This is a genomic window from Streptomyces fractus, from assembly GCF_049844455.1.
Taxonomy (GTDB): Bacteria; Actinomycetota; Actinomycetes; order Streptomycetales; family Streptomycetaceae; genus Streptomyces; species Streptomyces fractus.
In genome coordinates, this window is record NZ_JBMYHI010000002.1 from 4,878,119 (window position 1) to 4,890,724 (window position 12,606).

The window sequence follows — 12,606 nt, forward strand, 5'->3', positions numbered from 1 at the left end:
TGCGCTGCCCCTAGGGGTCAGTTGGCGGCGTTCGCGCCGAACAGGGGGGAGCCGTCCGTGCTCACCCCGGCCGCCGACGTGGAGATGCCGCGGGAGCCGGTGGTGGTGATCTTGGTGCCGTTGGACGGGAGGTAGGTCAGGGCGCCGTTGCCGCCGTTCTCGCCGAGGGCGCCGACGACCAGGTCCGCCTTGCCGTCCTTGTTGGCGTCGGTGAGCTTCACCTCGCCGCCGAAGTAGTCGTTCTTCTCGTCGTCGCCGGGGACGCCGGCCGTGGACTGCGCGAAGAACTGGGTGCCCGACGTGGTGTTCAGGCCGTCGGCGGAGCCGTAGAGGACGGTCACGGAGCCGGTGTTGACGACCCCGTTGAGGTTCTCGCCGGGCGCACTGGCGGCCACGTCCGCGTAGCCGTCGCCGTTGATGTCGCCGACGGAGAGCTCGCTGCCGAACCAGTCGCCGCGCTCCGAGCCGCCGGGCACGTTACCGCTGTCCTGCGAGATGTCCGTAGAGCCGGCCGGACCGGCCTGCGAGCCGTACGTGACGTGGATCTGGCCGCCGGTGACGGAGCCGGGGACCGTGACGGTCCCGGAGCCGGTGCTCATGTCCGGGTCCCACTCCTGGCCGGTGACGATGTCGCCGAAGCCGTCGCCGTTGACGTCACCGATGCCGGTGATCATGCCGCGCTTGAGCTGCTGCGCGCCGCTCGTGGCCAGGCCGGATCCGGAGCCGGGCACGTAGTAGTTCGTGTTGTAGCCCATGTCGGTGCCGGCCTCGTAGCCGTTGACGACGAGGTCGGACCTCTTGTCGCCGTTGACGTCGCCGGCGAACAGGTCGAGCGGGCCCGCGTCGCCGCCGCTGACGATGGCCGGGCGGACGGTGTAACGGCCGCCCAGGGAGGCCGACTTGGCGGTGCCGCCCTTGTAGACGTAGATCGTGGCGGCGGACGAGCCGATGGCGAGGTCGTCCTTGCCGTCGCCGTCGAAGTCGCCCGCGGCCAGGGACCGGCCCCACTCGTCGTGCGAGGAGACGGCCGGGTCGGTGATGGTGGTGCCGCCCGACAGACCGCTCGCCGAGCCCCAAAGAATCGCCACGGTACCGCCGTCGGTGTCGGCGTCGACCTTCTCGTGCGCGGCGGATACGGCGAGGTCGTCGAAGCCGTCGTGGTTGAAGTCGCCGTACGCGCTGGCCCAGCCGAAGCCGTCGCCCGTCTCCGAGGTGCCCGGGACGCCGCTGGTGTTCTGGCTGATGGTGCTGCGCTTGGCCGAGGTGACGCCGCTCGCCGAGCCGTACAGGGCGACGATGTCGCCGGCCTGCTTCTTTCCGGAGACGGTGGCGTCGCCGGCGGAGAACGCGACGTCGCCGTAGCCGTCGCCGTTGAAGTCGGCCTGCGGGTGGTGCACGGAGTCCGCCGCCCCAGCGGTTCCCGCGGACACGGCGAACAGGCCGCCGGTGATCGCGACGGCCGTCGCGGTCGCGGTCGCGAGGCGGAGGCGGGCCCGGGAAGGGGCGGGGGTACGTCTGTGTGTGGCCATTCGGTTGGCTCCTGCGGGAAGGGGACGCCTGGCGGGTGTCCCGTCAACGGGGTGCCGTTCGCGGGGTGTTGGCCGGGAGTTACCTCGTCCGTGACCCTGTGGTCGGCTAACAGAAGACCGTTGGTGGGGCGGGAGGGTTGTACGTGGCGGCGGGGAATTTGCTGGGCAGCAGACCTAGTTGCTGAACTCGCCCGTGGTGAACGTCAGCTGGGGAGTGTTCGAGACCAGCGAGGCCGCGCTCTTCTCGGTGCCGGTGCCGGTGCCGGTGCCGGTTCCTGTCCCTGTTCCTGTTCCTGTTCCCGTCAGGACGGTCACCGTGTCCGTCGTGCCCTTGGTGTGTTGCAGGACGAGGTCGTCGCGGCCGTCCCCGTCGTAGTCCGCTACCGCGATGACGTGGCCCTTCGCCGGGGCCCGGAGGGGCTTGCCGGGGCCGATGAGCTGGACGCCGTCCGAGGTGGCGTCCGACACGGCCAAGTCCATGCGGCCGTCGCCGTTCAGGTCCGCCGCGGCGAGGCGGTCGCCGGTGACGCGGACCGTGCGGGTGGCCGCGCCCCCGGTCCCGTAGACCTTGAGGCCGTCCGTGCCGAGGACCGCCACCCCGGAGCGGCCGAACGCCGCGTCCGTTCCCGCCGGGTATGCGGCGCCCTTGGTGAAGCCGTTCGGGCCGCCGAGGGCGACGGAGGAGCGGGCCGTGCCCGCGTGGGCGCGGACGAGGAGGTCGTCGGCGCCGTCGCCGTTCAGGTCGGCGGCGGGGCCGGTCGGCAGGTTCCCGGCGGCCGGTGCGATACGGGCGGTGCCACGCGGTGCGCCGGCGCGGGTGAACGGGCCCGGCAGCACGCTGAGCCGTCCCCCGCTCGCGTGCACCACCAGGTCGTTCCTGCCGTCGCCGTCGAAGTCCCCGCACACCGGCTGGTCGGGCCACTCGTTGCCGAACCGGGCCCGCGCCGGGATCTTCAGCGTGACGCCCTTGCCGGAGATCCCGGTGGGCGAGCCGAAGAGGATCTGGAGCGGGACCGGCGGCATGCCCTTGCCGTCGTACGGCGGGTCCGTCGACACCACGAGGTCGGCGTACCCGTCCCGGTCGAGGTCGCAGCTCGCCTCCGAGGCGAACGTCGCCGGGGCCCGCCCCTCGGTCCGCGCCGCGTACTTCGCCGGGGTGAGCAACTGCCGGGTCCCGGCGACGAGTCCGTGGTTCTTCCTGCCGTACACGATGCCGATGCCCGGGTCGTCGCCCAGGCCGTCGTGCGCGAGGTCGTCGAGGACGAGGTCGGGGGCGCCGTCGCCGTTGAAGTCGCCGGGGAGCTTGCTGCCCTTGCCGCGCGGGACCGGCAGCGGCGCGGTCCGGTGCTGCTGCTTGCCCGCCACGGCCACCGGGCGGTGGGCGCCGCCGCCACCGCTCCCGTCGTCGCCACCGCATGCCGTGAGCACGGCGGCGAGCAGTACGGCGCACAGCACCCCGCCGCCTCTTCGTATGTGACCCGGCATCAACAACGCCCCCGCCCGTCCCATGAGTTGACCACGCCCACATGATGGCAGGGCAGCAACCGGACGTCTCCGCCCGACGACCGTACGGCGGCGGCACGGAGAAGCGGCGGCGCAAAGAAGTGGGCGCCCCGTTCCAGGAACGGGGCGCCCACCGGGACGTACTACTGCGGCCGGACTACTTCACCGGCTCGGGCTCCGGCGCGTCCTCGGTCTCCGCCTCGCCCGCCGGCGGCGGGTTGTCGGAAGGCGTCTTGACGGAGTCGAGCAGCAGCTGGGCGACGTCGACGACCGTGACGGACTCCTTGGCCTTGCCGTCGTTCTTCTTGCCGTTGACCGAGTCGGTCAGCATGACCAGGCAGAACGGGCAGGCCGTCGACACGATGTCCGGGTTCAGGCTCAGGGCCTCGTCGACGCGCTCGTTGTTGATGCGCTTGCCGATCCGCTCCTCCATCCACATCCGCGCACCACCGGCGCCGCAGCAGAAGCCGCGCTCCTTGTGGCGGTGCATCTCCTCGTTGCGGACGCCCGGGACGCTGGCGATGATCTCGCGCGGCGGGGAGTAGATCTTGTTGTGGCGGCCCAGGTAGCACGGGTCGTGGTACGTGATGATGCCCTCGACCGGCGTGACCGGCGTCAGCTTGCCCTCGTCGACCAGGTGCTGGAGCAGCTGCGTGTGGTGGATTACCTCGTAATCCCCACCGATCTGCGGGTACTCCTTGCCGATCGTGTTGAGGCAGTGCGGGCAGGTCGCGACGATCTTCTTGGCGGTCCGGGGCTTCTTGGACTCCTCGGTGACCTTGCCGTCCTCGTCGTACTCCTCGCCGAAGGCCATGTTCAGCGACATGACGTTCTCCTGGCCGAGCTGCTGGAACAGCGGCTCGTTGCCGAGGCGGCGGGCGGAGTCGCCGGTGCACTTCTCGTCGCCGCCCATGATCGCGAACTTGACGCCCGCGATGTTGAGCAGCTCGGCGAAGGCCTTCGTCGTCTTCTTCGCCCGGTCCTCCAGCGCGCCGGCGCAGCCGACCCAGTAGAGGTACTCGACCTCGGTGAGGTCCTCGATGTCCTTGCCGACGACCGGCACCTCGAAGTCGAGCTCCTTGAGCCACTCCAGGCGCTGCTTCTTCGCCAGGCCCCAGGGGTTGCCCTTCTTCTCCAGGTTCTTGAGCATCGTGCCCGCCTCGGACGGGAACGCGGACTCGATCATCACCTGGTAGCGGCGCATGTCGACGATGTGGTCGACGTGCTCGATGTCGACCGGGCACTGCTCGACGCAGGCGCCGCAGGTGGTGCAGGACCACAGGACGTCCGGGTCGATGACGCCGTTCTCTTCGTGCGTGCCGATCAGCGGGCGCTCGGCCTCGGCCAGAGCCGCCGCCGGAACCGAGGCGAGCTGCTCCTCGGTGGCCTTCTCGTTGCCCTCCATGTCCTTGCCGCCACCGGCGAGCAGGTACGGGGCCTTGGCGTGCGCGTGGTCGCGCAGCGACATGATGAGCAGCTTCGGGGAGAGCGGCTTGCCGGTGTTCCACGCGGGGCACTGCGACTGGCAGCGACCGCACTCCGTGCAGGTGGAGAAGTCGAGCAGGCCCTTCCAGGAGAAGTGCTCGACCTGGGAGACGCCGTAGACGTCGTCCTCGCCCGGGTCCTCGAAGTCGATCGGCTCGCCCTTGGAGGTCATCGGCTGGAGCGCGCCGAGCGCGACGTCGCCGTCGGCCTCGCGCTTGAACCAGATGTTGGGGAAGGCCAGGAAGCGGTGCCAGGCGACACCCATGTCGGTCTTCAGGGCGACCGTGATCATCCAGATGAACGAGGTCGCGATCTTCACCATCGCGATGAAGTACACGAGGTTCTGCAGGGCGCCGAGGCTCAGCCCCTTGAAGGCGAGGACCAGCGGGTACGAGGCGAAGAACGAGGCCTCGTAGTGGTCGAGCCCGTGCATCGTGGCCTCAAGGGCGTGCAGCGCCATGATGCAGAGGCCGATGATCAGGATGACGGCCTCGACGAAGTACGCCTGGCCGAAGTTCGAGCCGGCGAAGCGGGACTTGCGGCCCGCCTTGTTCGGCTTCGACAGCTGGCGGATCACGATGAGCGTGAGGATGCCGAGCGTCGTCATCAGGCCGATGAACTCGACGAAGATGTTGTACGGCGCCCACTCGCCGATGATCGGCAGCAGCCAGTCGGCCTTGAACAACTGGCCGATGGCGTTCACGATCGTCAGCACGAGCGAGAAGAAGCCGACGGCGACGAACCAGTGCGCGAAGCCGACGATCCCCCACTTGTTCATGCGGGTGTGGCCGAGGAACTCCTTGGCCACGGTGACGGTGCGCTGCACGGGTTCGTCGGTACGCGTCCCCGCTGGGACGTTCTGGCCGAGCCGCACGTAGCGGTAGATCTGCGCGATGGCTCGGACGAACAGAGCCACGCCGACGACGATCAGGGCCAGCGACACGATGATCGCGGCGAGTTGCATTTGGGGGCTCCTCGGGCCTGCGTTACTAAGCGGTAACTTAGGTTGTCCGTCTGAGACTACCCACTTACCTGTGCGCAATGTAGTCGCCAGGCTGGTGATCTGTGTCGCGCAGGTACCCCTGTGTGGACCCTTCCGGGGGCCCAAAGCGGATCGTGTTATTCACCCCATATTTGGACATAACGGAATAACTTATGGGGATGAGCGCACCGTTGACGACCGCACCCTCCCTGACCGCACCTCTGACATACCTGGTCACCGGTGGCGCGGGCTTCGTCGGCTCGCACCTCACCGACGCGCTGCTCGCTCAGGGTCACACCGTCGTCGTCCTCGACGACCTGTCCACCGGCGATCGCGCCAACCTCGCCGCCGCCTGGCCCAGCCCCCGGCTCCGCTTCGTGCGCGGCTCGGCCCTCGACGCCCGGCTCGTCACGGAACTCGCGGGCCGCTGCGACGCGGTGGTCCACCTGGCCGCGGCGGGCGAGCGCCCCGTCGTCGAGGCCGCCCGGCAGCACGGCCGCCGCCTGCTCATCGCCTCCTCGGCCTCGGGGGAGGCCCACGACGGGGACGTGACCGTGGTCCGTCTGCACGGCACCGTCGGGCCGCGCCAGTCGCCCGCGCGCGGCGCCGTCGTCCCGCGCCTCGCCGAACGCGCGGTCGCGGGCCTGCCGCTCACCGTCCCCGGCGACGGCACCAGGCGGCTCCGCTTCACACACGTCGCCGACACCGTCGACGCGCTGCTGCGGCTGCTCGCCGAGCCCGCCGCGGCCGGCCGCGCCTTCGACGTCTGCGGCACGCGGGAGACGGCCGTCGCCGACCTGGCGGGCGTCATCCTGGAACGCTCCGGCTCCCCCTCCGCGCTCCGCTTCGTCCCGTACGAGTCCGTCCCGTATGAGGAGGTGGACGCGTACGAGGAGGTGGGCGAGGAGGCGTACGAGCCGGATGCCGGGCCCCTGCGGGAACTCACCGGATGGGAGCCCGTGTTGGGGCTCGACGACATCGTGGACGCGGCCCTCGTCGACGCGGGCGGCGCGTACGGCGTGGTCGCCACCCCCGCGGCCAGGGTCTGACCATGAGGATCGCCGTCGTCCACGGTTTCGGCGCCCCGGGCGGCGAGGACGAGGCCGTCCTCGACCAGGTCGCCGCGCTCACCCGCGCCGGACACGAGGTGCGCCTCGTCTCGGTGAACGGGCGTGGCCGCGGCCCCCTCGCCGCCCTGCGCGCGTTCGGCCCGGACGTCGTGCACGTCCACAACGTGTACCCCGCCTTCGGCCGCGCCTGGGTCACCGAGTGGACGGGCCCGGTGGTCGCCACCCTGCGGCACGCCCCCCACCGCGGCTCCCGGTTCGCCGCGCTGCAATTCCCGTGGGCGGCGCGCGGCGGCCCGCGGCAGGATCCGCTGCTGCGGCGGGCCGACCGCCTCGTGGTCCTCTCGGAGGCGAGCCGGGACGCGTGCGCGCGCGCCGGTCTGCCCCGCGAACGCCTCGACGTGGTGCCCGACTTCGTGCCCACCGTCGCGGAACCCGATGCTGCGGGGGCCGCCGAGGCCGCCGGGGCCGGTGACGCCTGGGTGTGCGTAGAGCCGCTCGCGCCCGGGCGGGGCGCGCTGGACCTGCTGCGTCGCTGGCCTGCCGGTGAGCGCCTCGACATGGTCGGGGCCGGGCCGCTGGAGGGGTGGTGCCGGGCGACGGCGCCCGCGTCGGTGCGGTTGTGCGGGGCCGTGGGGCGGGGGGAGCTGAGGCGGGCGCTTCCGGGGTACCGGGGGATCGCGCTGCCGGGGCGGGGAGCGCGCGGGGCGGTGCCGCTCGTGTACGCGGAGGCGCTCGCGGCGGGGCTGCCGGTGCTGGCCTTCGAGGGGGCCGGGGCGTCCGCGGTGCCGCGTGCCGTACGGTCCGAGGGCACGGGTACGGTCACCACCCTGGACGCGCACCTCCCCGACGCGCTCGACGTGGCCGCCAAGATCTTCCCGACGCTGCGGGAGCACTGCCGCGCGGTGTACGCGAAGCGGTACGGGGAAGCCGTGTGGACCGAGCGCACCGAGTGCCTCTACGCCTCGCTCGTAGCGTAATCACCTCCGTACGATCGTGCGGTCCTCGATAAAAGCCCAGGTCAGACGCATGTCTCCAGCGGTCTGCCGATAAGGGCAGGATAAAACTTGAGTGGGTGGGACTCAGGTCTGTTGACGCCGAGGGGGAGGGTGTTGCAGTCTTGAGTCAGTTCCACTCAAGTAGGTAGCTGGAGGAATCGAAATGGCACGTGCGGTCGGCATCGACCTGGGCACGACTAACTCCGTCGTCAGCGTTCTGGAGGGCGGTGAGCCCACCGTCATCGCGAACGCCGAGGGCGCCAGGACCACGCCGTCCGTCGTCGCTTTCGCGAAGAACGGCGAAGTGCTGGTCGGCGAGGTTGCGAAGCGCCAGGCGGTCACGAACGTGGACCGGACCATCCGCTCGGTGAAGCGCCACATGGGCACCGACTGGAAGATCGACCTGGACGGGAAGGACTTCAACCCGCAGCAGATCTCCGCGTTCATCCTGCAGAAGCTGAAGCGCGACGCGGAGTCCTACCTCGGCGAGAAGGTCACGGACGCGGTCATCACCGTCCCGGCCTACTTCAACGACTCCGAGCGGCAGGCGACGAAGGAAGCCGGCGAGATCGCGGGCATGAACGTCCTGCGCATCGTCAACGAGCCGACGTCCGCGGCCCTGGCCTACGGCCTGGACAAGGACGACCAGACCATCCTGGTCTTCGACCTCGGTGGCGGCACCTTCGACGTCTCGCTCCTGGAGATCGGCGACGGCGTCGTCGAGGTGAAGGCCACGAACGGCGACAACCAGCTCGGCGGTGACGACTGGGACCAGCGCGTCGTCGACTACCTGGTCAAGCAGTTCAACAACGGCCACGGCGTGGACCTGGGCAAGGACAAGATGGCGCTCCAGCGCCTGCGCGAGGCCGCCGAGAAGGCGAAGATCGAGCTGTCCTCCTCCACGGAGACCACGATCAACCTGCCGTACATCACGGCGTCCGCCGAGGGCCCGCTGCACCTGGACGAGAAGCTCACGCGCGCCCAGTTCCAGCAGCTCACGTCCGACCTTCTGGAGCGCTGCAAGACGCCGTTCCACAACGTCATCAAGGACGCGGGCATCAACCTGTCCGAGATCGACCACGTCGTTCTCGTCGGTGGTTCGACCCGTATGCCGGCCGTCGCCGAGCTGGTCAAGGAACTGACCGCGGGCAACGAGGCCAACAAGGGCGTCAACCCGGACGAGGTCGTCGCCATCGGCGCCGCCCTCCAGGCCGGTGTCCTCAAGGGCGAGGTCAAGGACGTCCTGCTCCTCGACGTCACCCCGCTGTCCCTCGGTATCGAGACCAAGGGCGGCATCATGACCAAGCTGATCGAGCGCAACACGACGATCCCGACGAAGCGTTCGGAGATCTTCACGACGGCCGAGGACAACCAGCCGTCGGTGCAGATCCAGGTCTACCAGGGCGAGCGCGAGATCGCGGCGTACAACAAGAAGCTCGGAATGTTCGAGCTGACCGGTCTGCCGCCGGCCCCGCGTGGTGTCCCGCAGGTCGAGGTCGCCTTCGACATCGACGCCAACGGCATCATGCACGTCACGGCCAAGGACCTCGGCACGGGCAAGGAGCAGAAGATGACCGTCACCGGTGGCTCCTCGCTGCCGAAGGACGAGGTCAACCGGATGCGCGAAGAGGCCGAGAAGTACGCGGACGAGGACCACGCCCGCCGCGAGGCCGCCGAGTCCCGCAACCAGGGCGAGCAGCTCGTCTACCAGACGGAGAAGTTCCTCAAGGACAACGAGGAGAAGGTTCCCGCCGAGGTGAAGACCGAGGTCGAGGAGGCCGTCACCGAGCTGAAGGAGAAGCTCAAGGGCGAGGACTCGGCCGAGATCCGCACCGCCACCGAGAAGGTCGCCGCCGTCTCGCAGAAGCTGGGCCAGGCCATGTACGCCGACGCCCAGGCCGCCGGTGGCGCCGAGGCCCCGGGGGCCGACGCCCCGCAGGGTGACGCCAAGGCCGACGACGATGTCGTCGACGCCGAGATCGTCGACGAGGACAAGGACCGCAAGGACGGTGCCGCGTGACGGAGGAGACCCCGGGCTTCGAGGAGAACGAGAAGCCTGACGTCCCCTCCGGCGCCACCCCCGACGACGCCGAGCCGCAGGCCGCTCCCTCCGACAAGGAGGGGGCGGCCCCGGCCGGGGACTCAGCTTCCGTCCAGGACGTTGCTCTGACGGCACAGCTGGACCAGGTGCGCACGGCGCTCAACGAGCGGACCGCGGACCTCCAGCGCCTGCAGGCCGAGTACCAGAACTACCGGCGCCGTGTGGAGCGGGACCGCGTCACGGTCAAGGAGATCGCCGTCGCGAGCCTCCTGACCGAGCTGCTTCCCGTTCTCGACGACATCGGCCGTGCCCGCGAGCACGGCGAGCTCGTCGGCGGCTTCAAGTCGGTGGCCGAATCCCTGGAGACGGTCGCCGCGAAGATGGGCCTTCAGCAGTTCGGCAAGGAGGGCGAGCCCTTCGACCCGACCGTGCACGAGGCCCTGATGCACTCCTACGCGCCGGACGTCACGGAGACGACCTGCGTGGCGATCCTGCAGCCGGGTTACCGGATCGGCGAGCGCACCATCCGCCCCGCGCGGGTGGCCGTGGCCGAGCCGCAGCCGGGCGCGAAGGCGGACGAGGCAGCCGACAAGGATGCCGAGAAGGAGAACGGTGGCCCGGAAGAGGGCTGACGTCATACACACGGGTAAGGAGGGACGTCGAGGCCGATGAGCACCAAGGACTTCATCGAGAAGGACTACTACAAGGTCCTCGGCGTCCCCAAGGACGCCACGGACGCCGAGATCAAGAAGGCGTACCGCAAGCTCGCCCGCGAGAACCACCCCGACGCCAACAAGGGCAACGACAAGGCGGAGGAGCGCTTCAAGGAGATCTCCGAGGCGAACGACATCCTCGGTGACCCCAAGAAGCGCAAGGAGTACGACGAGGCGCGCGCCCTGTTCGGCAGCGGCGGGTTCCGTCCGGGACCCGGTGGTGCAGGCGGCACCGGCTCGTTCAACTTCGACCTGGGCGACCTCTTCGGAGGCGGCGCCCAGGGCCAGGGTGGCCCGGGCGGCTTCGGCGGTGGCATCGGGGACGTGTTCGGTGGCCTGTTCAACCGGGGCGGCGCGGGCGCGGGCACGCGTACGCAGCCGCGCCGGGGCCAGGACATCGAGTCCGAGGTGACGCTCAGCTTCACCGAGGCGGTGGACGGGGCCACGGTCCCGCTGCGCATGTCGTCCCAGGCCCCCTGCAAGGCGTGCTCCGGTACGGGCGACGCGAACGGCACACCGCGCGTGTGCCCGACGTGCGTCGGCACCGGACAGGTCTCGCGGGGCGGCGGTGGCGGCTTCTCCCTCACCGACCCGTGCGTGGACTGCAAGGGCCGCGGCCTGATCGCCGAGACGCCGTGCGAGGCCTGCAAGGGCAGCGGGCGGGCCAAGTCCTCCCGCACCATGCAGGTCAGGATCCCCGCGGGGGTCTCCGACGGCCAGCGCATCAGGCTCCGCGGCAAGGGCGCACCCGGTGAACGGGGCGGCCCCGCGGGCGATCTCTACGTCGTCGTGCACGTCGACGCCCACCCGGTCTTCGGCCGCAAGGGCGACAACCTCACCGTCACCGTCCCGGTGACGTTCACGGAGGCATCGCTCGGCGGCGAGGTCAAGGTGCCGACCCTCGGCGGACCGCCGGTCACCCTGAAGCTGCCCGCGGGCACGCCGAACGGGCGGACGATGCGGGCCCGCGGCAAGGGCGCCGTCCGCAAGGACGGTACGCGCGGAGACCTCCTGGTCACGGTCGAGGTGGACGTCCCCAAGGACCTTTCGGAGGACGCCCGCAGCGCCCTCGAGTCGTACCGCAAGGCGACTGAGGACACCGACGTGCGGGCAGAACTGTTCAAGGCCGCGAAGGGAGCGTGAGTGTGATGGACGGGCAGCCGGGTCGTCGGCGAGGCAACCCGTACGAACTGACCGACGAGACGCCGGTGTACGTCATTTCGGTGGCGGCACAGCTGTCCGGCCTGCACCCGCAGACCTTGCGCCAGTACGACCGGCTCGGCCTGGTCTCGCCCGACCGCACGGCCGGGCGCGGCCGGCGCTATTCGGCCCGCGACATCGAACTGCTCCGCACGGTGCAGCAGTTGTCGCAGGCCGAGGGCATCAACCTGGCCGGCATCAAGCGCATCATCGAGCTGGAGAACCAGGTCGCCGCGCTCCAGTCCCGGGTGGCCGAACTCTCCGCGGCGGTGGAGAGCGCGGCCTCCGCGATCCAGCAGCGCGAGGCCGCGGTGCACGCCTCCTACCGCCGGGACCTCGTCCCGTACCAGGAGGTCCAGCAGACGAGCGCGCTGGTGGTGTGGCGCCCGAAGAACAAGCGGTCGCAGGACAGGTAGCCGCAGGACAGGTAGCCGCACGTACGTGAAGGGCCCGGAGGCCGTCGTGACCTCCGGGCCCTTCACGCATGCCGCGGGTCCGGAGGCCGTTCGGGATGCCGCAGGATGGTGGGCATGACCGAGATCCGTACCCCCCGCCTCCTCCTGCGCCGCTGGCTGCCCGACGACGACCTCGCCCCGTTGTCCGAGATCCAGGCCGACCCCGCCGTGATGCGCCGCATCGGCGACGGCGCACCGCGCTCCCTCGACGACACCGCCGAGGACATCGAGCGCTGGGAGGAGGAGTGGGACGACGAGGGCTTCGGGCTCTTCGCCGTCGAACTCCTCGGCTCCGGCGAGCTGGCGGGCGCCGTCGGCCTCTACGTTCCGGACGCCCCGGCGCAGGTGGCCGGGCACGTCGGCATCCAGTGGCGGCTGGCGCGCCAGTTCTGGGGCCAGGGCTACGCCTCGGAGGCGGCGCAGGCCACGCTGGAGTTCGCCCTCCAGGACCGGGGCATCGACCGGGTCGTCGCGGTCGCCGCCGAGGACGACGCCTCTTCGGCGAAAGTTGTCCACAAGCTGGGGATGAAGCCGACGTCCGGCAAGGCGGAGGACGGCCTGCGGGTCTACGCGATCGACCTGACCGAATTCGAGGGCTGAGCGCAGGAACCGGGTCGCCGCCCTGGGCGCGGC

Annotated in this window: 10 protein-coding genes; 7 read left to right on the top strand and 3 right to left on the bottom strand. The window is 70.5% G+C overall.

Annotation, left to right across the window (positions count from 1 at the left end):
• Positions 1–17: 17 nt before the first annotated feature.
• From ACP4E5_RS24105 to ACP4E5_RS24115, 3 genes are all read right to left on the bottom strand, one after another.
• The gene (locus ACP4E5_RS24105; protein ID WP_425831965.1) at positions 18–1,529 is read right to left on the bottom strand and encodes an FG-GAP-like repeat-containing protein; all 1,512 of its coding nucleotides are present in this window, start codon (positions 1,527–1,529) and stop codon (positions 18–20) included.
• A gap of 174 nt (positions 1,530–1,703) precedes the next feature.
• Positions 1,704–2,984, bottom strand: a complete 1,281-nt coding sequence (locus ACP4E5_RS24110; protein WP_425831967.1) for an FG-GAP repeat domain-containing protein — start codon at positions 2,982–2,984, stop codon at positions 1,704–1,706.
• A 205-nt stretch (positions 2,985–3,189) separates the two neighbouring features.
• Positions 3,190–5,481 carry a (Fe-S)-binding protein gene (locus ACP4E5_RS24115; protein ID WP_425831969.1) on the bottom strand — a complete coding sequence of 764 codons (2,292 nt, stop codon included), beginning with the start codon at positions 5,479–5,481 and terminating at the stop codon, positions 3,190–3,192.
• 197 nt (positions 5,482–5,678) lie between these two features.
• Between ACP4E5_RS24115 and ACP4E5_RS24120 the strand changes: the two genes are divergently transcribed.
• The 7 genes from ACP4E5_RS24120 to ACP4E5_RS24150 all read left to right on the top strand — a co-directional run bounded on the left by ACP4E5_RS24120 (position 5,679) and on the right by ACP4E5_RS24150 (position 12,573).
• Positions 5,679–6,548 (top strand): NAD-dependent epimerase/dehydratase family protein, encoded by an 870-nt coding sequence (locus ACP4E5_RS24120; protein ID WP_425831971.1) that lies wholly within the window; start codon positions 5,679–5,681, stop codon positions 6,546–6,548.
• 2 nt (positions 6,549–6,550) lie between these two features.
• On the top strand, positions 6,551–7,546 hold the full coding sequence (locus ACP4E5_RS24125) for a glycosyltransferase (protein WP_425831973.1): 996 nt from the start codon (positions 6,551–6,553) through the stop codon (positions 7,544–7,546).
• A gap of 181 nt (positions 7,547–7,727) precedes the next feature.
• On the top strand, positions 7,728–9,584 hold the full coding sequence (gene dnaK / locus ACP4E5_RS24130; protein WP_425831975.1) for a molecular chaperone DnaK: 1,857 nt from the start codon (positions 7,728–7,730) through the stop codon (positions 9,582–9,584).
• Positions 9,581–10,237 (top strand): nucleotide exchange factor GrpE, encoded by a 657-nt coding sequence (gene grpE, locus ACP4E5_RS24135; RefSeq protein ID WP_425831977.1) that lies wholly within the window; start codon positions 9,581–9,583, stop codon positions 10,235–10,237. Before dnaK ends, grpE begins: the two co-directional genes overlap by 4 nt.
• A 36-nt stretch (positions 10,238–10,273) precedes the next feature.
• Positions 10,274–11,461, top strand: coding sequence for a molecular chaperone DnaJ (gene dnaJ, locus ACP4E5_RS24140; RefSeq protein WP_425831979.1), 1,188 nt, complete (start codon positions 10,274–10,276; stop codon positions 11,459–11,461).
• Positions 11,462–11,466: 5 nt separating this feature from the next.
• Positions 11,467–11,934, top strand: coding sequence for a heat shock protein transcriptional repressor HspR (locus ACP4E5_RS24145; protein WP_425831981.1), 468 nt, complete (start codon positions 11,467–11,469; stop codon positions 11,932–11,934).
• A 114-nt stretch (positions 11,935–12,048) separates the two neighbouring features.
• Positions 12,049–12,573, top strand: coding sequence for a GNAT family N-acetyltransferase (locus ACP4E5_RS24150; protein ID WP_425831983.1), 525 nt, complete (start codon positions 12,049–12,051; stop codon positions 12,571–12,573).
• Positions 12,574–12,606 lie beyond the last annotated feature (33 nt).